The sequence below is a fragment of the Pseudomonas sp. FP597 genome (assembly GCF_030687435.1).
Taxonomy (GTDB): domain Bacteria; phylum Pseudomonadota; class Gammaproteobacteria; order Pseudomonadales; family Pseudomonadaceae; genus Aquipseudomonas; species Aquipseudomonas lactucae.
Genome location: NZ_CP117432.1, coordinates 2,099,001 through 2,121,021, shown reverse-complemented (window position 1 = coordinate 2,121,021; position 22,021 = coordinate 2,099,001). Strand labels below are relative to the sequence as shown.

General features: G+C 60.6%; 21 protein-coding genes and 1 pseudogene. 7 read left to right on the top strand and 15 right to left on the bottom strand.

Annotated elements, in window-relative coordinates; all coding sequences use genetic code 11:
- Positions 1-42: 42 nt before the first annotated feature.
- From PSH66_RS09925 to feaR, 3 genes are all read right to left on the bottom strand, one after another.
- Positions 43-1,293 (bottom strand): hypothetical protein, encoded by a 1,251-nt coding sequence (locus PSH66_RS09925; RefSeq protein ID WP_157135711.1) that lies wholly within the window; start codon positions 1,291-1,293, stop codon positions 43-45.
- 150 nt (positions 1,294-1,443) lie between these two features.
- Positions 1,444-1,908 carry a DUF4440 domain-containing protein gene (locus PSH66_RS09920; RefSeq protein ID WP_003172924.1) on the bottom strand — a complete coding sequence of 155 codons (465 nt, stop codon included), beginning with the start codon at positions 1,906-1,908 and terminating at the stop codon, positions 1,444-1,446.
- 216 nt (positions 1,909-2,124) lie between these two features.
- Entirely contained in the window at positions 2,125-2,988 is an 864-nt protein-coding gene (gene feaR / locus PSH66_RS09915; protein ID WP_232291294.1) for a transcriptional regulator FeaR, read from the bottom strand.
- A gap of 273 nt (positions 2,989-3,261) precedes the next feature.
- Here feaR and PSH66_RS30105 point away from each other — a divergent pair.
- The 3 genes and pseudogenes from PSH66_RS30105 to PSH66_RS09905 all read left to right on the top strand — a co-directional run.
- Positions 3,262-4,497, top strand: a pseudogene (locus PSH66_RS30105) (chemotaxis protein); the annotation flags it as partial.
- A 21-nt stretch (positions 4,498-4,518) separates the two neighbouring features.
- Positions 4,519-5,403 (top strand): methyl-accepting chemotaxis protein, encoded by an 885-nt coding sequence (locus tag PSH66_RS30100; RefSeq protein ID WP_370694846.1) that lies wholly within the window; start codon positions 4,519-4,521, stop codon positions 5,401-5,403.
- Positions 5,404-5,507: 104 nt separating this feature from the next.
- Positions 5,508-6,008 (top strand): hypothetical protein, encoded by a 501-nt coding sequence (locus tag PSH66_RS09905; RefSeq protein ID WP_042944429.1) that lies wholly within the window; start codon positions 5,508-5,510, stop codon positions 6,006-6,008.
- A 16-nt stretch (positions 6,009-6,024) separates the two neighbouring features.
- Here the strand turns inward: PSH66_RS09905 and PSH66_RS09900 are convergent, their stop codons facing one another.
- The 7 genes from PSH66_RS09900 to PSH66_RS09870 all read right to left on the bottom strand — a co-directional run bounded on the left by PSH66_RS09900 (position 6,025) and on the right by PSH66_RS09870 (position 13,760).
- Entirely contained in the window at positions 6,025-7,236 is a 1,212-nt protein-coding gene (locus PSH66_RS09900; RefSeq protein ID WP_258317819.1) for an MFS transporter, read from the bottom strand.
- Between the two features lie 39 nt (positions 7,237-7,275).
- Positions 7,276-8,583 carry an FAD-binding oxidoreductase gene (locus PSH66_RS09895; protein WP_003172919.1) on the bottom strand — a complete coding sequence of 436 codons (1,308 nt, stop codon included), beginning with the start codon at positions 8,581-8,583 and terminating at the stop codon, positions 7,276-7,278.
- Positions 8,584-8,705: 122 nt separating this feature from the next.
- Entirely contained in the window at positions 8,706-9,902 is a 1,197-nt protein-coding gene (locus PSH66_RS09890; RefSeq protein WP_305428939.1) for a multidrug effflux MFS transporter, read from the bottom strand.
- Positions 9,899-10,747, bottom strand: a complete 849-nt coding sequence (locus PSH66_RS09885; RefSeq protein WP_078823877.1) for an alpha/beta fold hydrolase — start codon at positions 10,745-10,747, stop codon at positions 9,899-9,901. The genes PSH66_RS09890 and PSH66_RS09885 overlap by 4 nt, the downstream gene beginning before the upstream one ends.
- Before the next feature lie 66 nt (positions 10,748-10,813).
- The gene (locus PSH66_RS09880) at positions 10,814-12,106 is read right to left on the bottom strand and encodes an FAD-binding oxidoreductase (protein ID WP_305428938.1); all 1,293 of its coding nucleotides are present in this window, start codon (positions 12,104-12,106) and stop codon (positions 10,814-10,816) included.
- Between the two features lie 58 nt (positions 12,107-12,164).
- On the bottom strand, positions 12,165-12,587 hold the full coding sequence (locus tag PSH66_RS09875) for a RidA family protein (protein WP_003172914.1): 423 nt from the start codon (positions 12,585-12,587) through the stop codon (positions 12,165-12,167).
- Between the two features lie 33 nt (positions 12,588-12,620).
- On the bottom strand, positions 12,621-13,760 hold the full coding sequence (locus PSH66_RS09870) for a tyramine oxidase subunit B (protein ID WP_003172913.1): 1,140 nt from the start codon (positions 13,758-13,760) through the stop codon (positions 12,621-12,623).
- Positions 13,761-13,945: 185 nt separating this feature from the next.
- On the opposite strand from PSH66_RS09870, the gene PSH66_RS09865 reads away from it, so the two are divergent.
- The 4 genes from PSH66_RS09865 to PSH66_RS09850 all read left to right on the top strand — a co-directional run bounded on the left by PSH66_RS09865 (position 13,946) and on the right by PSH66_RS09850 (position 17,373).
- On the top strand, positions 13,946-14,773 hold the full coding sequence (locus PSH66_RS09865) for an AraC family transcriptional regulator (RefSeq protein ID WP_078823874.1): 828 nt from the start codon (positions 13,946-13,948) through the stop codon (positions 14,771-14,773).
- A 131-nt stretch (positions 14,774-14,904) separates the two neighbouring features.
- Positions 14,905-15,633, top strand: coding sequence for a response regulator (locus PSH66_RS09860; RefSeq protein WP_042944422.1), 729 nt, complete (start codon positions 14,905-14,907; stop codon positions 15,631-15,633).
- Positions 15,630-16,721 (top strand): ATP-binding protein, encoded by a 1,092-nt coding sequence (locus PSH66_RS09855; protein ID WP_305428935.1) that lies wholly within the window; start codon positions 15,630-15,632, stop codon positions 16,719-16,721. The genes PSH66_RS09860 and PSH66_RS09855 overlap by 4 nt, the downstream gene beginning before the upstream one ends.
- 289 nt (positions 16,722-17,010) lie before the next feature.
- The gene (locus tag PSH66_RS09850; protein WP_141063685.1) at positions 17,011-17,373 is read left to right on the top strand and encodes a hypothetical protein; all 363 of its coding nucleotides are present in this window, start codon (positions 17,011-17,013) and stop codon (positions 17,371-17,373) included.
- A gap of 98 nt (positions 17,374-17,471) precedes the next feature.
- Here the strand turns inward: PSH66_RS09850 and PSH66_RS09845 are convergent, their stop codons facing one another.
- The 5 genes from PSH66_RS09845 to PSH66_RS09825 all read right to left on the bottom strand — a co-directional run bounded on the left by PSH66_RS09845 (position 17,472) and on the right by PSH66_RS09825 (position 22,016).
- A complete protein-coding gene (locus tag PSH66_RS09845) occupies positions 17,472-18,416 on the bottom strand; it encodes a helix-turn-helix domain-containing protein (protein WP_003172907.1) in 945 nt (314 codons plus the stop codon).
- A 77-nt stretch (positions 18,417-18,493) separates the two neighbouring features.
- Entirely contained in the window at positions 18,494-19,273 is a 780-nt protein-coding gene (locus tag PSH66_RS09840) for a 2-keto-4-pentenoate hydratase (protein WP_305428934.1), read from the bottom strand.
- A complete protein-coding gene (locus PSH66_RS09835) occupies positions 19,270-20,877 on the bottom strand; it encodes a bifunctional 3-(3-hydroxy-phenyl)propionate/3-hydroxycinnamic acid hydroxylase (protein ID WP_305428933.1) in 1,608 nt (535 codons plus the stop codon). Before PSH66_RS09835 ends, PSH66_RS09840 begins: the two co-directional genes overlap by 4 nt.
- Positions 20,878-20,938: 61 nt before the next feature.
- Positions 20,939-21,541: an amino acid synthesis family protein gene (locus PSH66_RS09830; protein WP_078732378.1), complete on the bottom strand. Its 603-nt coding sequence runs from the start codon at positions 21,539-21,541 to the stop codon at positions 20,939-20,941.
- Positions 21,528-22,016 carry a VOC family protein gene (locus PSH66_RS09825; protein WP_003172903.1) on the bottom strand — a complete coding sequence of 163 codons (489 nt, stop codon included), beginning with the start codon at positions 22,014-22,016 and terminating at the stop codon, positions 21,528-21,530. The genes PSH66_RS09830 and PSH66_RS09825 overlap by 14 nt, the downstream gene beginning before the upstream one ends.
- Positions 22,017-22,021: the final 5 nt, after the last annotated feature.

Genomic DNA, 22,021 nt, shown 5'->3' with positions numbered 1-22,021 from the left:
AGACACTAATCGGTCCACCGTACTCTACTGCTGGTTGAACGATCAGAACCTGGTCGAGATCAACACCGCGCTATACACATTGAGCTTGTCATCCCCCAACTGCACGCCGCCATGATCCGCATCTTTGCGCGGGTCGTAGAGACCCAGCATGGGCGACAGCGTGATAGTGGGTGTCACCGACCAGTCCAGGATCAAATCCAGCTCACGCCCCGAACTGTCGATGGCACCACGGGTACGCTGGTTACGAAAATCATAAGCCAGAACGTTCACCGCGAGTGTCTCGTACGGCTGCGCGCGCCAGTACACTTGCTGGATCGTGGTATTGGCGCCAAAGGGTCCTGCATAGTTGGCGGCAACTTCGCCCTGGAACCAGGTACCGTAACCACGGCTGAAGCCATAGAGAAGAGAGTCCCATTCGACCCCATACTGACTGAAGCGATAGCCCAGTGTCTGCTTGCCCGGCAGATCGGCGAAGGTCCATGCTGCCTCGACATAACCCGCCTTGGCATTACCCCGCCGGGTGTTTTGCACAGCGATTTCCGATGACAGGAACAGCCCAAGTACGCCGGCATTTCCCGTAGCGCGCAAGCTATAGACATCCATGCCATCGCGGTCCGCCTGAATACCGCTTGCGAGCTTCCGATCAACCCCAAGCCCATGCAGATATGTCAGGCCAATCGTTCCCATATCGGCAGTGTATTCAAGGGTGGAAAACGCCATCTCGACTTTCGCCTGAATCGGGTTGTCCGACTTGAACCAGCCGAGCGAGCCATGCAGTCCCTGCTGACCACCGAGCTTCAACCAGAAAGTCTGGTCAAATGCACGGCGCGGCGTGATGTAATAGCCGCCCCCACGATTGTAACGGTTGTCTGCGACGCCCCTGCCCGCGCTGATGCCGTCACCGGCGACGAGAAAACCGTCACCGAGCAGGATCGCCTGCCGGCCGGCGGAAACTTCCACGCCGTCTTTGCCAAGCGCCGGAAAGAGATCAGCCGAGCGCCAGCCGGCAAAGGCCTCTTCCCATTTATCGGTGCGCTCGGTGCCATTGGTAAAACCTGCCGCATCACCATCGCCCCACGTCGCCGACGCGGTGCGGTTCACCGTACCGAACACCGACCCCAGATCATCGCTGGTCAAACTGCCGCTCAAGCCATACTTGATGTAGCCCTCCTGCCAGCTGGAATGCCCCGGTGCGCGATTGCCCCACTGTTGATAATTTTTCTGGCTGTGGAAAACGCCCACGGTAGAACTCACGTCCAGCGACAACGTGCGATCGGGCTCATCGACCAGCACATAGGCCTGTCCGACAGTGCACCAAAGACTCCCCGCGATGCAGACGCAACACCCTATTACATTCGTCAAACCTGGTTTCATGACTTGCGCGCTCCCTGGCGCGCCGCACGGCGGCGCACCGTTATTATTATTGTGTTGACCAAGCCTCTATCACTGAGCGATTGCACCATTGGCAAACATGTCTGCGACGATGAACCAGTGACCGTGCTCTTTCTTCCAGACAAACAAGCTCTTCATCTTGAAGGGGGCCTCGTTACCTGCCGGAGTCACGTCCCACGTCACCCAGGTGTAGGCGGACTCATCGTTGAGTTGCACCAAGCGATTGAGATGTATGACGGTGCTCTTGGAGCCCTCCATCAGATGCTGAACCAGGCCGGTAAGCTGCGCTTTGCCCTGATAAAGCTCCGCTACCCCTTCGCCGGTGATCTGGGTCTGCTCGGTGTAGACCTGCTCCACAACTGTCTTGGCATCTTTCTTCGGCCAACTGGCGGCAATGCCGTCCAGCTTGCTCTCAATGATGGCCTGCAACGGTTCGGACGATTGCGCATGTGCGTAGGCAGAGCCGCAGGCCAGAGCAGCCAGAAGCACAAGGGAAGACGACATTTTCTTGTTCATGGAGCACCCGTTTCAAGAATGAATGGATCAGATCGCTGTGGGCCAGTTTCTAAACTGGCACACAGAAATTTTGATGCAGTTGGGCGCCGATTGATTGGACGTGCTGGACAGCATTTTGCAAATTATTGCCAGTTTGCGCTCAAATCGCGGACAACAAAAAGCCGCGAGGATGCGACACGAAAGCAGTCACATCCGCACGGCTCGTTGAACCCGGGCTCAGTGCCCGCGACTTCTGTAGATGCTCGGTGTCAGCCCCGTCTGCTTTTTGAACGTCTTGGAAAAATGCGCCGAGTCGGCAAACCCCCAATAGCTGGCGATCTCGGTGATCGAGCGATGCGCGCAAACGGGGTCGCGCAGATCCTGCGCCGCCTTCAACAACCGCTCACGCAGAATGTACCGGCAAACACTGTCGCCACTGGCTTCGAACAGCCTGTAGAGCTGGCGGTTGGAAATGCCCAACTCTTCAGACAACGACGCCGGCGACAGCCGCGGTGAGTCGAGCCGCTGCTGGATGAGCGATTGCACTTCATGCAATTGCCATCCCGGCGAGTGGTCGCAGGCACGGTATTCCAGCACTGACTCAAGCAAGGCAACCAATGCTCGTTGCACACCGTCACCATCCTGCGGGCAAGACCACTGCGCCAGCTCGCCTCCAGCAACCTGACGCACCAGCGTGCCAAGCAGTTGACCACAGCCCCCCGTAGTCGACAACTTGCCGAAGCGTGCACGCTCCAGGCCCTTGAACAGCTCACGCGGCAGAGGGATCGACACATGGGAAAACAACCCTTGAGGGGTCATTTTCACCCCCTCGGAAAAGTCGAGCAAAGCGAGGTCGCCCGCCCGCAGGTCAACCACCCGCTCCCCCAGTTCAATGGCCATTGAACCCTGCTGTTGTAACACAAGGAAACACCGACCCGCTGAATCGCGCACGCTTGCCCTACCCGCCTTGGCAATCATATGGGCATTGCTGCGGATGTGAGCAACAGCCGTGCTGCCTACCAGCGTTTGTTTCATTTCCCCGATGAAAAGGCTCTGGCAATGGTCATAGCGCGTTTCGAAACGACCGCAGGCCTGGTTCACACTTTCGTTCCATGCCGACAACGCTTGACCACTCATCGATACTCTCCTAGGGACATGCCCACTATTAGTGCGCTTTTCACGTGATTCAGGTGACAAAAAAATCTACTTTCAGTGACCAAGCACAGAGCGCGCCAACTCGTGGAAAAACCCACTGGAAGGTCGTTATTTGTCTGCTACTGCCAAGCCTTTGTGCAAGGGCGCCAACCCATATAGTTTGAAACCCAAGCCCGATAGCCTGTGGTGTCAACCACGCGCTGCGGAATCCAACACACCATGACCCTTGCATTGAGTATTCAAAACAAAATCGCCTTACTGGCAAGCGTCTGCCTGGCCGCAGTGCTGGCACTGGTTGTGGGGCTGTCTCTTGAGCAACGCCAAACCAGTGAGGATTTAATACTCGGCGCGTCGGGCCAGCTGTTGCTCACGGCCGCTCAAGGCAACTTGCAGGCCGAAGGTCAATCCCAGGCCCTGGCCATCCAACAAGGATTCAGCCAAACATACGAGTTTGGTCAAGGTCTCAGTCGTCAGGTGATGCACCTGCGTGATAGCGCCGACAAGAGCCCGGCGGCCTCCCGCGCACTAAGAAAGGACTTGGCCCAGGTACTGCAAAAGGCACTCTCCGGACGCCCCGAATTGCTGGGCCTGTTCGTTGCCTTCGAACCCGACGCCTTGGATGGTCACGATACGGAATTCAAAGGCCAGTCAACGCTGGCCAGCAACGACAGCGGGCGCTTCTCGATGTACTGGCTGCAGCCCTCGCCCGGCAAGCTGGAAATGATCCCGGGCGATGAAAAGCTCTTGGCCGATACCTCGCCAGGCCCCAGTGGCGCGCCGTTCAACACCTTCTTCACCTGCGCCCGCGACCACGCCAAAGCCTGCCTGCTTGATCCCTACATCGACACTTCAAGCGCGCCGGCGCGGCTGGTCACCACGATTGCCATACCGATGATTGAAAACGGTAAAGTCGTGGCTGTGCTGGGCCTGGACATCAGCCTGGAGACCTTGCAACGGAATGCTCAAAAAGCCAGCGCCAGTATCTATGACGGCCAGGGCGGCATTTCGATTGTGAGCGCGGCGGGCGTAATTGCCGCTGACAGCCTTCATCCGGAGCAACTGGGCAAGCAGTTGCAAGCGATAATTCCCGCACAAGCGGCCGATGTGCTCAAGGCTATGCGCGAAGCACAGGTGCGGCCCCTAGAAAATGATCAACGAATCAGCGTGATCGTGCCGATTCGGCCGTTTGCCGATGCGACACCGTGGGGCGTGATCGTCACCGTCGCAAAAGACGTCTTGGCCGCCCCGGTGGTCAACTTGAAGGACCAGATGCACACGCAGCGCGTCAGAAGCCTGCTGCTTGAACTCGTCCTGGGCATTGCGGCGGCGCTACTGGGGGGCGCAATGATGTGGCTGACGGCCCGCAGCGTCACCCGGCCCCTGCTGCGCGTGGCACGCATGCTGGAGGATATCGCCGATGGCGAAGGCGATCTCACACGGCGCTTGGCGTACACGGCCAGGGACGAACTGGGCCGAATGTGCAACGCGTTCGACCGGTTCCTGGATCAATTGCAGCCGGTGATCGCGGCGGTGCAGGGGGCTGTCCATAACGCGCGCGCGACGGCCGACCAGTCGGCTCAGGTCGCCAGCCGCACCCATGCCGGTATGCAACAGCAGATTCGCGAGTTCGAACAAATGGCCACCGCCCTGCACGAGATGTCAGCTACTTCGCAGGATGCCGCCCGGAGCGCCGCTCAGGCAGCGGATGCTGCTCGGCATGCCGACCAGGCCACCGGCAATGGGGTGCGCGTGATCGAAAACACGGCCCAGGGCATCCAGGCCCTGGCCGCCGGCATGAGCAAAAGCATGATGCGTCTGCAAGCATTGTCGTCAAGCAGTCAACAGATAGGCACGGTCATGGAAGTCATTCTCTCTATCGCTCGGCAGACCAACCTGCTCGCTCTGAATGCCGCCATCGAAGCGGCACGGGCCGGTGATGCAGGTCGCGGTTTTGCGGTGGTGGCCGATGAAGTCCGTAGCCTGGCCCGGCGCACACAGGCGTCGGTCGAAGAGATCGGTGCCGTGGTCGAAAACCTGCACAACGGCACCCACGATGTGACGACGGCTATGCAGCACAGTCATGACCTGGCCCAACACAATGCCACCGAGGCGCGCCTGGCACTTGACGCGCTGGAACAGATTCGCCAGGCGGTCGGCATCATCACCGACATGAACGTACAGATAGCCTGCGCCACGGAAGAACAGAGCAGTGTCGCCGAAGAGATCAATCGCAACGTCGAAGCGGTACGCAACGTCACGGCCTCGCTGTCGACCCAAGCCGAACGCTCGGCGAGCATCAGCCAGCAACTGAACGAACTGGCCACCGAACAACAGGCGCTGGTGCAGAAGTTCAAGACCTGAGCGCAATGGCCGGACCCTCTTTCCATCACCCAGGATGCCCCATGTTCAAGATCGCTTTACTGACGTTATCCCTGACATGCACACCTGTACTTGCCGAGACGACTATGAATTCAAAAGCCGATGAAACCGCATTTGCGGCGCTGATGCAGAAGGAAATCACCAACCGAGCCACGGCTCGCTACGCCATCGAAGCCATTCTGAATCGGGATCAGCCGCAGGCGGCCAGGCAATTCTGGAGCAGCTATCAAGCGCTTGAAACATTGAATGAGGAGGCCTATGCAGCACCGACCACGCAATTGAGCGTGGAGCCCAATCGCTTCAGCGCATGGCTCAAAGGTCAGTCAGCGGCGTTGTACTACTGGCTCGCGCCCAAGCGCATGATCAAGACCATGGCGCAGGCCACCGGGGAGTATTACAAAGAGCTGAACGCCGATGCCGCGCGGGTGCCTGCGCGGCATAAGGGTTTCTACCAGTATGTGTTGCGCCAGGAAAACGTCCAGGTTGAAGCGTTTGCCCTGGCGGACAAGGATGATTACGCAACTGCCAGCGAACGCCTGGGGGCGTTCGTCGACGCTCAGCGCAACAACGCGGTGCGCGTGGAATAACAGCTTGTCACCTGCCTTACAGTCTGGACATGACTGCGGTGTCTGAATCCCTGGTGCGATTGAACGCCAGTTGAACTCTCAACACCGCAGCACCATAAATGGCCAGGACCGCGACTGAACAGGCTCCAGAGAACATCAATACCGCCGAGTAGCCCAACGCCTCGATCAGAAACCCGCCAATGGCCGGCCCGAATGCCGCACCGAGAGACAGGCACAGCGCGCCCAGCGCGACAAGCTTGCCCGACAGGTCGAACTCGGCCATAACGCCAAAGGTGTAAGCCAGCACGAAGCTGATCGAAAACAGAAAACAGATAACCCCCACGACATAGGTCGTCAGAGAGGAGAACTGCGCCAGCGCCACCAGGCCCAGCAACTCCGCGAGGATGATCACTGCCACCGGCATGAAGCGCCCCACCTTCAGGCCGATCGCCGACGCGATGAAACCACCGCCTGCATTGATCAAAAAGCCCAGCGCCAGCACCATGCCGATGGTATCGGAGCTCAGTCCGGTCTTTTTACCCATCAGTTCGAGGAACGCCCACACCGACATGATGCCGGTCAGGAAAACCAGGCTGGCCACCAGACTCAACCATACGATGGCGCGACTTTCGGTGCTGGCAATCTGCACAGCAGCATCAGATGCATCCAATTGGCGCTCGCTACGGCGCGGTACCCAGGGCAGCGGCAGAATGCCCATCACCACCATGGCAAGGGCGATGGTAATCAACATGCCTTCAAAACCCCACACCGGCGCCACCGCCACCGGCAGCAGGATGAGCAGGAAGGCGCCCGGTACCGTCTCGATACCCAGCTTGAAACCAAACGCACGTTCGGGCTGGGAGCTGTCACCGAAAATCGTCATGGCCAGGGCATACAAGGCGCCTGTTCCGGCGCCCGCCAAGGCCATGATCACCAGTAGCATTTCATAGGAAGGGTCATGCAGAACAAATAACAGCGCGCCCACCACCAGCGCCGACGAGAGCGCTGAAATAACCCGCCAGCTAAGTCGGTGAATCCACAGCAATGACGCCAGCCCGAACGCGCCAAACCCCAGGTTCATGGCCATCGCGAGGTTACCCAGTTGGTGCTCGCCGAGCCCGAATCGCTCGGCAAACGCTCCAAACAGCACCGGTAGCACGTTCAATAACAGTGCGCCCGCCCCTGAGACCAATCCTGCACACAGGTAGACGGAAGTTTTATCGATCGGATTTGTTTTTGTAGTTTTCATTGAGGTATCCCGGCTTGATAAACAGAAGCTCATGTTTACTTAACGACGGCCTACACGGTAGGCATTGAGTTGGCGAGAAACCTTGCCCAGGGAGCACAGCACTGCCCTGAAACGATCCTTGCCGAAAATACGCTTGCGTGGAATCGAACTCATCGCATCCCAGGCGGGCGAGCCACCGCTCATGCCGTCGGCGATGACCCTGGCGATCACCTGGCTGGGTGTGACCCCGAACCCGGAATAGCCCTGCACATAGAACACATTCGGATGCTCATCCAACGTGCCGACCTGCGGGAAGAGGTTCAACGAGCAATCCATCGGGCCGCCCCAGGCCAAATCGATTTTGGTCGTGGCAAGGTAGGGAAAAAGTCTCAGCATCTTTTTGTGGTTCCACGCCTTCAGGTCCAGCGGGACATACTCAAGCAGCATGCCGGCGGTGCCGTACATCAGCCGGTTATCCGCCGTGATCCGGTAATAATCGATGATCGGCGTGATATCGCTGAAGGCGCCACGGATCGGGCTGATGCGCTCGATCATTTCATTGGTCAGCGGCTCGGTGACCGTATTGAACGCGTAGACGTTGATGGTGGAGTTGTCGAGCGAGCGGTCCAGTTTGTTGAGAAAGGCACCGCACGCAAACAGCAGTTTGTCGGCCTTGACCGAACCTTTTGCGGTTCGCACGGTGACTTGAGGCCCATAGTTCACCTCAAGCACGGGTGACTGTTCGAAAATTCTGCCACCGTGGATTTCAGTGAAGGCCTGAGCCTGACCCAGCAGCAGGTTCAGCGAATGGATATGTCCATTGCCCATATGCTTGAGCGCGCAGGTGTAGATGTCGGACCCGACGATGCTGCGCACCTCGGAACCTTCCAGGTAAGTGATTTCCTGATCCGGGTTCAGGCTCTGGAAATCCTTGGCCCAGGACTGCAACAGCTTCCCCTGACGCTTGTTGAAGCCCAGGTAACCATAACCGTGCCGAAAATCCGCCTGGATGTCATACCGCGCGATGCGCTGCTTGATAAGGCTCGCACCCAAGTCGCTGATCTCGAAGATTGCCTTGAGCCCCTCGGCGCCGACGTCCTTTTCGATATTCTCCAGATCATGGCCGATGCCCGCCATCACGTGGCCGCCGTTGCGCCCCGAACCGCCGAAGCCCAGATAATTAGCTTCCAGCACCACCACGTTGGTGATACCCCGCTCGGCCAGCTCCAGCGCCGTGTTGATACCCGAAAAACCGCCCCCGATGATCACGACCTCAGCCTCGATATCACCTTCGAGGTCCCGATAATGCAGGTCGTATTTACGGGTCATGGTGTAGTACGAAGAAGGGTTTTCCAGAGACAACGACATACCAGCCTACCTTTTTATTATCAGGGCCTATCACGTCCACAGTGTGGAACGGATTGGCCTGACAGGCATGTCCAATATTGCCGAATTCTTGGTCAGGGCTGACAACCCATCAGCAAGTTGGCTCAAGTCTTCACGGCGACCGCCCGGGCAGGCAGGCGCAGGGTCACACCATAAGCAACCAACGCGCCCAACCCGCAACACCCCACCACCAGGCACATCGGCCAAGCGCTGCCATCCGCCAAATGGCTGCCCCACAGACTGGCCAGCGCCCCGGTAGCAAATTGCACCGAAATCCCCAGCGCCACGCTCGCGCCGGCCTGGCGTGGAAACAGCATCATCAAGCTGGCCATGCAATTGGCGCCGATCAAACCGGTCACGCCCATGTACAGCACCATGCAACACACGATGCTCGCCAGCCCGCCCCAGCCGGTATAGCCGACCAGCATCATCGCCAGCCCTGCCGCGCTCGCCAGTACCACGCCCACGCCAAGCATGCGTTGCGGGCCGTAACGGCCGACCCAACGGGCGTTGATGAAAGTCACCAGGATGATGCCGAGGATGTTCAGGGCGAACAGTGCGCTGAATATCCGTGGCGACACCCCGAAGTACACGACGTACACAAACGGCGAGGCGGTGATAAAGGCAAACATGCCGCCGAACGCCAGTGACATGCACAGGATCAGCGCCACTGCCCTGGGTTGCCGGGCAATGGTCAGGTACGCCGCGAACGCCGCCTGCACTGACGCACCGCGCTCCTGCGGCGGCAGGCTTTCCTTCAAGGTCAGCGCGACCATCAACAGGCACAGGGCAGACAGGATGAACAAGGCGGCGAAGATCGTACGCCAGCCCTGGATCAGCACCAGCCAGGTGCCGATCATCGGCGCGACCAACGTCGCCATCATGGTCAGCAGGTGCATCCACGACAGCACCTTGGCCGCCTGCACCAGGCCCACCAGGTCCCTGGCAACCGTGCGGGCCAGCACCAACGCGCCCGCCCCACCCAGCGCCTGGACAAAGCGCCAGGCAATCAACTGCTCGACGTTGCCGGCAAACAGGCAACCCAGGGTCGCAACGACATACAGCGCCAGGCTGCCCAACAACAGGGGGCGACGGCCATAACGGTCCGACAACGGGCCGTAGCACAACATGCCCAGGCACAGCCCGGCGAGAAACGCGCTGATGGTGTGTTGCACCTGCGCGGTGCTGGTCGACAGGTCCTCGGCGATCTGTGGGAAGCTGGGCAGGTAAGTATCAATCGAAAACGGCCCGAAGGCCGTCAACGATGACAACAGTGCGATCAGGCGCGCTTGCGTCTTCATCGGCCCGCAATCGCGAGGCTTTCAAGGAACTCGATGACCAGCCGGTTGAAGGTTTCGCCCTGGTCGTCGTGCACATAGTGGCTGGCATCCGCGACCTCCGCCGTGCGCACCTGCGCATTGCTGTCGCGCAGGGCTTGCAACGTCGCCTCCGGCAGGAAGTCCGAGCGCATGCCGCGAATGAACAATGTCGGGCAATCCAGGGCGTGCACCGCCGGCCACAGGTCGGTCGGTTCAATGCTCAGGCGCGCCTCGGCGATGCCTTGTTGATCGTGGCGCCAGGTGATCGCGTCCGCGCTTTCCTTCATCGAGTGCGCCAGCCGCGACGCCAGGCCCTGCGCCGACAAGCCAGGACGCGACGCCTGCCAGAACGCGCGGGCGGCGTCCCAATTGTCGAAACGCAGCGGGGTCTGGGCCATCTCGCGACGAATGCGCGCCGCACCGTCACCCTGGCTGGACGAACCGGGGCCGATGTCTTCGATGATCAGGCCGATCAAACGCCCAGGGTGCTGCCGTGCGTATTCCAACGCATTGGCGCCACCCAGCGAGTGCCCCAGCAACACGAACCGCTGCAAGCCGACATGGGCGACAAAATCCTGCAGGTCCTGCACATAGGACTGCGTGTGATAGCTGGCGGCCGGCGCCCAGTCGCTCAGCCCTCTTCCGCGCTGGTCCAGGGCATAGATGCAATAGCCATCGCCCAGCGCTTCCACCAGCGACTCCCAGGTCTGGGCGTAAGCGCGTAAACCATGCAGCAGCACCAGAGGCACACCGCTCGGCTCGCCCCAGCGTAGAAAATGCAGACGCAAGCCTGCGCGATTGGTAAAAAAAACGCTGTCTGGTGACATTGCCTGGCTCCGCCGCTCAGTGAAGGAAAAACACCGCTGTTCTGGGACTGTCGCGGTGCATGCGACCTAGAAACGCTCAAAACGATAAGGGCTCGGGTCGATGATCGGGGCATGCCCGCTGACCATATCCGCGGCCAAGTGGCCCGCCGCCGGCGAGGTGCCGAAGCCGTGCCCGGAGAACCCGGTGGCCACGGTCAGGCCGGGGATTTGCGCGACCGGCCCGATCACCGGGTTCGAATCCGGCGTCACGTCGATCGTGCCCGCCCAGGCCTGGGCAATCCTGGCTTGTTCGAACACCGGCCAGGCCGCCTTGAGGTTATTCATCGCATCATTATTGAGCCGCAGGTTGGCCGCCGGGTCCTGCACACGCACACGTTCGAACGGGCTGATACGGTCGGCCGACCAGCGTCGCGCAAGCGCCAGGTCGTTAAAGAAATACTTGCCCAGCGACACGTTCAACACGCTGCGCTGCGCGCGAAATTGCGGCATGTACTGCTTGGCCAGCAGCAGGTGATCCAGGGTCAGGAAAGCGTCCAGTTTGCCGCGCTGGGTAATGATGAAGCCGCCGTCCTTATGCTTGCGAAACGAAAAGTCCGGCGCGCCCACGGCAATTTCGGTGGGTCCTTGCATCGGATGGGTACGCAACACCGAACAGGTCAAGGCCAGGGTCGGCAACGACACGCCGAGGTTGCCCAAAAAGCGTCGCGACCACATGCCGCCGGCGAGCAACACCTGGTCGCAACGAATCTCGCCTTTTTCGGTGACCACGCCACTGACCTTGCCGGCGGACATTTGCAGCGTACGCACCGCGCACTGCTCGATAATCACCACGCCCAGGGCCATGGCAGCCTTGGCGATGGCGCTGCTGGCCAGGGTCGGTTCCGCGCGCGCATCCGACGGCGTGTAGATGCCGCCGGCCCAGTCACCCTCGCCGCCCGGCACAAGCGCTTCGATCTCGCGCTTGCTCAGCAATCGCGAGTCAAGCGACAGGTGCTCGACCGATTTGAGCCAGCTTTCATGCATCGCCATTTGCGCCTCGTTGCGGGCGACGAACAGAATGCCTTCCTGGCGATAACCCACATCCGCACCGACCCGCTCGGGCATTTGCGCCCACAAACGGTCAGCGGCCAGGGCCAGCGGAATATCGTGCGCGTGGCGGCTGGTCTTGCGTACCCAGCCCAGGTTGCGTGATGACTGTTCGCAGGCGATACGGCCTTTTTCCAGGACCACCACCGGGATATTGCGTTCGGCCAGTGTCAGCGCAGCGGTCAAGCCGATGATGCCGCCGCCGATGATGACAACGGTGGTGGCGGTGGGAAACTCGGTGGACGTATTCACGGGCGCAATAGTCGGGGCCATGATCAAGACTCGCAAAACAATTGAGGGCGGCCGCGCGAACGCACGGCCGCAGGACGGGTTATTGCGACAGGCGAATCACTTCGACCTGAGCCTTGGAGGCGTTGCGATACGCCGTCACTTCCAGCTCCACCTTGTACACCGTCGAACCCAACGGCGGGCAGGTGACGGTACTGGCCGGATCGACGCCACGGAACTTCTCGCCGATCAGGCCCATCACCGCCGGCACGTCCTTGGGGTCCTGGATAAATACCCGCGAGCACACCACATCGGCCAGGCTTGAATCGACGGCGGCCAGCGCGGTCTCGATGTTGGCGAACACCTGGTGCGTCTGCTCGAGGATGTCTTGCGGGATCAGTTTGGTCTGTGGGTTGCGCCCGGCGGTATTGGACACATAGATCCAGTTATCCACGACCACCAGGCGCGAATAACTGGCCTGGTCTTCAAAGGGGGAACCGGTCTTGAGCTTGATGATTTTGGTCATGTCACAGGTCTCGTCAGTGAGTTAAAGGTTGGCTTAGCGCAGGACGGGGGTTTCCCACAGGTTGAGCTTCACGCCGATGCCTTTCTCCACGGCATTGCGATACACCACGGTGCCCCAGGCCACATCCTCCACAGGCATGCCGCCCACCGACATGATGATGATCTCTTCATCGTTGCGACGGCCCTGGGCATCACCGGCGATGATCTTGCCGATGTCTTCAAGCTCTGCGTGCTGCATCTTGCCTTCGGCGATCATGTCCATGAACCGCACGCCAATGACCGGCACGCAGTGGTGCGCAGGCTTGGGCAGCTCTTCGAACCAGGCTTCGTAGAGGCCGGTGTTGTCCAGCACTTTGCGCACGTCGGCGCGCTCCATGCCTTCATCCAGCGAGCAGGACGCCGGCATCGCCATGAAGCACCCCGGCTTGACCCACTCGCGCTTCACAATTGGGTAGATCGAGGGGTCGCCTGTCTCGCCGGAGCTACAATAAGTAACAAGGTCGGAACCCCGTACCACCTCTTCGAGGCTGTCGACCACGTTGATCGTGGTCACCTGCGGGTAGGTGTCCTTCACCCAGGCAATGAAATCGTTCAGGCTTTTCTCGCCACGGCCCTTGATCTTCAAGGTATCGATCTGCGGGCAGACGGCGATGAAGGCGGCGAGCGTGGTCTTGCCCATCACCCCCGGACCGAGCAGGCCGACTACCTTCGAATCCTTGCGTGCCAGGTGACGCGCACCCACGCCGGGAATCGCGCCGGTGCGGTAGGCCGACAGCAGGTTGGCGGACATATGCGCCAGCGGTGCGCCGGTGTCGGGGTCGTTGAGGGTGAACATCAGGATCGAGCGTGGCAGGCCTTTTTCGCGGTTGGCGATATTCGAGCCGTACCACTTGACGCCCGCGGTGCAGAAGCTGCCTCCCAGGTAGGCCGGCATCGCCATCATGCGACGGTCGGCGGTGGGCTTGGGCATGTTCGGGAACGGCGAATCTTTCGGGAATACCACCATCGCACCGTGGGAATCATTGTTCGGCCCGGCCATGCGGTAGTCACCGCTATAGAGCAGGCCGAACATCTCTTCCATGGTATTCACACAGGCGAGCATGTCGGTTACGCCAGCGCGGATCATGTCCTGCTCGGACAGATAGATGAAGTCTATTTTTGTAGTAGTGGACATAATTATTCTCGGGCTGAAGGTGATATCGCTGCGGTAGGCGCTGCTCCCACGCTATCGAGGTCGAGTATCACGGGGCGTTTTGCGCCGGTATTGTAAATTTCGGACATCAACCCTCGGTCCGCCCGGCCGAGTTGGCGCGAAACATGCGTGAATATTCCTGCTTCCAGCCATCCCCGAGTCCGCCCATGATCAACCCGAGTACGCCGACGCTGCGGCACCACACCGCGTACGAACAACCGTGGTTCGTGCTCAACTCATCGCGCTATTCGGTGATGCCTTCCGAACACCCGGCGATCTCGCATTTCTATGCCTTCGACGTCGCCCACTCAGCGGACCTGCTGGCGGTGCCGGACGGCTGCGTGGATATCGTGTTCGACTGTGACGCCACGCGCCCAAGCGTGAGAATCTGCGGCACCCCGCTGGAGGCGCAGCGAGTCGAACTGCTGCAGGATCACCATTACTTCGGCGTGCGCTTTGCGCCGGGGGTCATTCCAGGCTTCATCAACGTCATGGCCGAGGACCTGACCGAACAGGAGTGGGACCTGCTGGAAGTGTCGGCCTTTGCCCAGCGCATTTTCGAGAGCATCGTCCAGGCCCCACAGTTGCACGAGCAGATGAAGCTGTTCAGCGACTACCTGGCCCCGCGCCTGATGGGCAGGACCTCAAAACTCACAGCCATGGTCATTCAACAAGCGCTGGCCCACCGGGGTGACCTGCGCATTCAGCAGTTGGAAGACCTCAGCGGTTACACCAGCCGCACGATCCATCGCCAGTTCAGCCAGGACACCGGCGTGTCGCCCAAGACGTTCTGCCGGATCATTCGCTGCCAGGCGGCACTGGAAACCCTGAACACCCGGAACGACGTTTCGTTTTCTGACCTGGCCCTGGACCTGGGCTTTTCCGATCAGTCGCATTTTTTGCGCGACTTCAAAAAGCTGGTCAGTACCACGCCCTGCGATTACCAACGCAAAATGCTGCAGAGCGCCTGCAACGAGCGCATCCGTTTCGCCTGAACATCCCCTTCTGCTCGACGAAAATTAATTCCCCTCTCCATCATTTCTCCATAAAACCTTCGCTGAACGTGCATGCTTGCGGTGCATCATCCAACCCGTTGCTGAAAAACCGTGCACCGACCGAGCAAACCATGACTGAATCACTCCTTGCATCGCCCTCCCACCAGGCGCTGGTGCTGATCGCCGAAGACGAGCCGGAAATCGCCGACATCCTCACGGCCTACCTCAAGCGCGCGGGTTTTCGTACCGCCCATGCACAGGATGGGCGGCGTGCGCTCGAACTGCATCAACTGCTCAAACCGGACCTGGTGCTGCTTGATGTGATGATGCCCAAGCTGGACGGCTGGATGGTGCTGGCGGAGCTGCGTCATCGCGGCAACACCGCGGTGATCATGCTGACCGCGCATGACCAGGACATGGACAAACTCATGGGCCTGCGCATCGGGGCGGACGACTACATCGTCAAACCCTTCAACCCGGCGGAAGTCATCGCCAGGATCCAGGCCGTGCTGCGCCGCTGCGGCGACCAAGGCCAGGGCGCCGACCACCGTGTACTGCGTGTCGACGCGTTTGAAATCGACATCGACAACCATGAGGTGAACGTCCACATCGGCACGCAAAAACAGCCGTTGTACCTGACGGTGACCGAATTCAAGCTGCTCGCACAGTTGGCCAAGGCGCCGCGCCGCGTGTTCAGCCGCGCCGAACTGCTGGTGCTCTGCTCGCCGGAGAGCGACAGCCTTGAGCGGACCGTCGACAGCCATATCAGCAAGTTGCGCCGCAAGATCGAAGACCTCGGCCTGCACGGCGTGCCGAGCAGCATCCGTGGCGTCGGCTACCGCTTCGGGAGCCAGGCATGAAAGCGGCCAACAGTCTGAGCCGGCAGATCATCGTGTCGATGTCGGCGGTGGTGATGTGCGTGATCGCACTCGCGCTGGTCGGCTCCTACATATTCTATGCATTGCTCTGGACCTTTTCGCCGCCGACGGAGCTGGAGATGCAGTCAGATGAATGGCTGCCCAGCGGCGTGGAATGGGTGTGGATGGGCCTGATCACCTGCGTCAGCCTGGGCGTCGGCGCGGCGGTCGCCGTCAAGTTGTCCAAACGCATTCTGGCGCCGCTCAATTCGGTGGCGGCGAGCCTGCGCAGCCTGGCTGACGGTGACCTGGATGCCCGCGCCGTGGTGCCCGATCTTTCCTTGGGCGAAGCTGCCCTCTTGGTGACTGACTTCAATAGCATGGCGAACCGACTCAAACGCATGGCCGAGGAGCAAGCCTTCTGGAACGCCGCCATCGCCCATGAACTGCGCACCCCGCTGACCATCCTGCGCGGCCGTCTGCAAGGGCTGGCCGAGGGCGTATTCGCACCGGACACCGCGCAGTTCTACAGCCTCCTGGGCCAGGTCGAAGGCTTGACCCGCCTGGTCGAAGACCTTCGCGTGGTGGGCATGGGCGACAACGGTCACCTGAAACTGACACTGCGGGAGATGGAGTTGGCCGATGCGCTGGAGGCCGAAGCACGCCTGTTCGAACCGAGCCTGAACAGCGCCGGCTTTGTCCTGCAGTTGAACCTGCGCAGTGGCCTTGTGCACTGCGATGCCGATCGCATGCGCCAGGCCTTGCTGGCGCTGCTGGACAATATTCGCCGACACGCCACGCCGGGCATCGTCAGCATTGAACTGGGCAGTGACGAGCACGGCCACTTCCTGAGGGTCGCGGATGAGGGCCCAGGGGTCGACGCGGCGTTCGCCGAGCACATTTTCGATGCGTTCCAGCGCGGCGAAAGTTCACGCTCGCGCGCCCAGGGCGGCAGTGGCCTGGGCCTGGCCGTGGTGCGGGCGATTGCCATCGCCCATGGCGGCGCCGTGACGTGTCGAAGCGTAATGAACAGCGGCACTTTGTTTGAACTCCGTTGGCCAGGCGTCTCGCTGTTTAATCCTCAACCCTGACCCCTTATAAATATCAATTCTCACCAAGGTGATGGTATGCGTCTCTCTATTGGCCTGTTCAAGAGAGCTAAGAAATACCGCCACTTTGCCTTACTGGACACACACGGACGTTGTATAGCTTTCATGAGTTGCGAAGGGATTCCCGCCAGGGGTGAATGGGTGGAAGTCAACGAAGTCAATGTCGCCTGGCTCGGCCAAACGCTGCCAGGCCCAGGACGCCCGCACAGCAAATAGCTGCATCGCTTGCTGCCTGGCTCTGATGTTTAACGTTATTACGTGGATAACTGTTATGCCTACCCAGCATTCAGCTCGGAACCCTATCGACCTTAAACAGCTGGAAACGTCATTGACGCTCTACACGTTCAAGTTGAGAAAGTTGCAACGCGTGTGGATTCCCCTGCAAAAGTACGCGCCGCAGTGCGTATTGGCGCTGTGGCTGATCGGCGTGTGCGTTTCATTGGTCACGCTGTCGTATTACCACTGGCTGGTGATTGCCCCGGCCATTTGCCTATTGATCATCGTGGAAATCATTATCGAAGAGGTCCAGATCGACCTGTTGTTGATGACCGACGAAGCGCGTTATCTGCTCGACATCACTCGCGACATCTATCACCGCTCAACGCGCCCCACAGGTGCGCCATACCGTCCATAACGCCGCCGATTCTGCTCGAAGAAAGTAAAAATCGGCGGGTTCGTACCAAAAGCGGCAAAGCAACCAAAGCGCTCTTGCCCCACCACTTGGCACCTCGCTCAGGCTCGGTGTGCCCGGCGTGTTTCGGACGGCGATTCGCCAAACAGCTCACGGTAATGCGTAGCGAAATGGCTCAGGTGAAAAAAGCCCATGCCCACGGCAATCTCGCCGACGTTTTTCTCGCTCGCGGGGGTAGCGATCAACTGTCGCCGGACCGCGTTGAGGCGCAGATTGCGCAGGTACTCGACCGGGCGCATATCGGTGACGGCCTGGAAGCTGTTCTGCAGGGTCCTGCGACTGACGCGCAACTGTTCGCACAGGTCAAGGATGCTCAACGGTGTATCGCCGCTGGCAATGATCAATTCCTGGCTACGCCGGACCAGGTAGGCACTGACGGCAAAATTGCCACGTCGGCAACGCACCTCATCGCCGGCGTGACTGAACAGATCGAGGAATGCACCGAGCAGTTCATCCTCCAGCATCTTTTCGGTAGCCGGGTTGATCTCGTGCGCATGTTCCAAAAAGTGACGAAACAGCGGGTGGATGCGCTGGCGAATGCGCAACAGTAACGTTTCATCCACGCTGAGCGCGGACACGCGGGTCAAGCGTTTGAGCTGATCATTGGACAGTTCGAAGGCGGCCAGTTTGGCAAAGCGCACGGCATCGACATTGAGGGCGAAAAAGTGCGTGCCTTGCGGCGCATGCAACACGAACTCTTCGCCGTCGCGCAGCAGCACCACGCTTTGCGCGCTCACTTGCTGGCCTTGAACCACCGGCGGGCTGCCCAGCGACATGGCCGCGCACAAGCGGCCCTTGGGCGAGCGGCCGTGCTGTACCACGCGCTTGTCGAGCACTTCCTGGAAAATCTGAAAACGGTCGCCGGACAACTGCCACAGTTCGCTGGTCAGGCAACCACGACCGAGTTGGTCATATACCTGCTGCCAGCCCTGGATCGAGCCGGCGTGCTGTTGAGAGTCGTTGAAGGTTCGCACTTGCGCGAGCATATTCGTCATTCCTCGGCGGCCGGTTGCGCATCTTTGGCCTGAAGGGGGGCTCTGTCATCCCTGACGGCAGCTGGCGTTTACACGGACGCGACGTCCGCGTGAAACACCAAAGCCAGTTCCGTGCCAAGCATGTGCAGACGATAGGTGCCCGGCTGTATATCCATCGGCGCCAGCAACGCGCCGGACAGCACAATCTGCCCTGCCTGCACGCCCTGCCCCGCGGCCAACAGGCGCCGCACCAGCCAGCACAGGTTGAACAGCGGGCTGTCCTCGCGGGCCTGGGTATCGCCGTGGCCCAATGGCACACCGTCGTGCTCCAGACGATAAGTGACGCAGCCATGCCGTGCAGGATCGAACGGCGTACGCGGCCCCACGCAATACAGCCCGGCGGCGGCGTTGTCGGCGAGGAAGGCGCCCAGCCCGAAACGCCAGCCTTTCCAGCGGCAGTCGGCGATCTCGAACGCCGGCGCCACCTCGGCAATGGCCGCCAGAATCGCCTCGTCGCTGTGCTCACCCGGCGTCAACGTGCGCCCGAACACCAGCGCCAGTTCGATTTCCAGCTTGGGTTGGATCAGCCGCGTAAACGCCAGCGTGCTGCCCGCGTCGACTTGCATGGCATTCGTAAGGGCGCCATACACCGGTTCATCAAGGTCAAAACGCGCTTGCGCCGCACGGCCGGCGAAGGCCACTTTCCAGCCACTCACGCGTTCGCCTGCCGCCTGGCGCCGCGCCAATCCTTGATGCAGCAGCGCGTAGCCCTGCAACCGGTCCAGCGTTTCGGGCGGTAACGGCGCCAGCGCCTGGGCACTGCGCTCGGCCTGATGCAGTTGGTCGAGCAGATCAGGGGTGTGGCTCATGACAGTTGCTCCGCCAGTTTGCGCAACACCCCATCCAGGCGTTCGGGGGTGGTAATGGCGGCGACGAAACGGTCCGGACGCACCACGACAATGCAGTCGCGCACCTTGGAGAACCATTCACCCAGGCGGTTATCCACGTCCTCCACACTCAGGGCATCGACGGCCGTCAGCGGCTGGTTGCGCCCCACGCCGCTGCGCGACCGATTGACCTGGATAAAACGCGTGCCCCAACGGGCCCAGTACTCAAGCATCGGTTGGCTGAGCTGTTCACGCGGATTCACCCGGTAACCCAGCACCGCATAACCATGGCCCAGCACCTCGTCCAGGCGGCGGCGCTGGCCCTGGGCGTCTTCGATGTTCGGCTGGATGAACAACTGACCGACCAGATCATCCTCACGCAACTCCGCCCGCTCGTGATAAACCAGGCCCTTGGTGATGGTGGCCTTGGGTTTGAACTTGAACTCCAGCAAGTGCGAGCGCAGGTTGTCGACACTGTTCACCGCCTGGAACAACCAATCGCGCACGCCCGCCATCAGCGGGTTGGTCAGGCCCAGGACCGCGCCCATGTTGTCGGCCAGGGCCACCAGCTCGGTGGCATGGCCACGGCGTTCCTGATCGTAGCTGGCCAGAATCGACGGCGCCGCGCGCCCCTGGATGATTGCCGCGAGTTTCCAGGCCACGTTGGCCACGTCGCGCAGGCCGGAGTTGAGGCCCTGCCCGGCCCAGGGCGGCGAAATATGCGCCGCATCGCCCACCAGTGCCACCCGTCCTTGAACAAACCGCGCAGCAACCCGCGAATGGTGGGTATAGGCACGAATGCGGATGATGTTGAGCTGGTCGACGGCATCGCCGATATGCCCGTGGATCAGTTTGCGAATCGTCGTCTCTTCGCACATTTTCGCTTCGTCTTCGCCCTCCATCAGCATGAACTCCCAACGCCGCTGCTGGTACGGCAGGTAGATGCACACGAATGGTCGCTGCGGATCGGCATGCAACGCGGTGTAGGGCGCATCCAGGGTGTCGTTGGCCGTATCGACCACCACCCATTTACGCGGATGGGTCAGCCCGAGCAGCTCGATCCCCAGTTGTTTACGCACGGTGGAGCGCCCGCCGTCGGCGCCAATTACATAGTCGGCCTGGAGCTGGTAGATCTCGCCGTCGGCATCGCGCACCTGCAGGGTCACGCCGTGGTCGTCCTGCTCCAGTTCGAGCAATTCATGGCCCTGACGCAGCTCTACGCTGGCATGCTGCCCGAGGTGTTCACGCAAGGTGCCTTCGAGCAGTTGCTGCATGAAAATATTGCGCATCGGCCAGCCGTACTGCGCGGCACTCGGCTTGACCTCGGCGAAACACACACCGCGTGCGTTGTAATAGCGCAGCGGCACATCGCAAATCATGTCGCGCACCGCCACCTCGGCGATGCCGATGCTCTGCAGCACGCGCAATGCCTCATCGTCCATGCCCACCGCACGCGGGTAAGGCAGGATGCCGTCGGCCAGTTCAAGGACGACGCAGTCGATACCGTACATTCCCATAGAGTGCGCGGCCGTGATCCCGTTGGGGCCACCGCCCACGATGACAACCTGGGTTTTCTCCTGCTTCATCGCTATTCACCGCTTTTCTTGTTGTGGTTTTGATCGCGCATCACCCAAGCCTGCACCTTGATCAGTGCAGCCCGTCGATACCTTTTACATCGGCGGCCTGCAGACCGCCCAGCCGTGCATGCAAACGTCCGCGCGTGGCAAAGGCCCAGATCACCACCACCTCGTCCGGCGACGGCCCGTCACCGAAGGTCAGGGAAATACTGTCATAGTGCGAGCGTACGTACAGCGCGTCCTTGTGGGCCAGGGGCACGTCGATGCTCGTACCGGGGCCACCACGTTTGCCGGTGGACGGTACCCACGATTTGCCGCCGCCCAGCGCGACGCGGATCGGATCGGCGGCCGGGTTGGTCAGGAACGCGTTGCCGTGCTCGTACTCGCCCGCGCTGCCCACCAGGATCGCCTTGCCATAGCTGACAATCGGGTGCGCACCGGCCAATGCCTGGATGCGTCGGCCAAACTCTTCGCCCAGCAGCGGCGACGGCTCGACCAATTGCGCGAGGTCTTCGCTGTAGCGCCCGGCGTAAGGGTTGGCGATCACGGCGGCCACAGCGTATTTGAACAACGGCTCGCCATCGGCCAACTGGCCGGTTTCATTGGCCAGGGTTTCTTCAACGAAGCTGTACCATTTGCGGATGTGATAGCTGGCGAAATTAGCGGTTTTCATCGGATGTGCCTCGGTTCAAAGGAGGGTCGAGTGGGACGAGTGTGTAGTTGCGACTCGGCGCGCCGGCGGCCTTGAAGCGCGCCTTGCCGCGCGCATCGTCGTGCTCGGTCTCAAGAAAGAATTCCATGCGGTTGCAGTCCGGATCGTTGAAATACAGGCCGTGGCCGATTTCATGGTCGGTAATCTTCACCACCTCGACGCCCTTCTTCAGCAACATGCCGTAGAGCTGGCGCAAGGTGGTCATGTCACCGGCGATTTCCAATCCATAGTGCTGCAGCCCCAGCCCGCCCTGGTGAGCGCCGGGTTCTGCGCGAATCAACGCGATGTCGTGGTGCTTGGTGCCAAATGCCATCATCACCCAGCTCTCGCCACGGGCACTCTCGTGCATGCCCAGAATGTCGGCGTACCAGCGCGCCGACACATCAGGATCACTCACCCATAGCGATAAGTGAGTGCGAAGGATTTCGACTTTCATCGCTC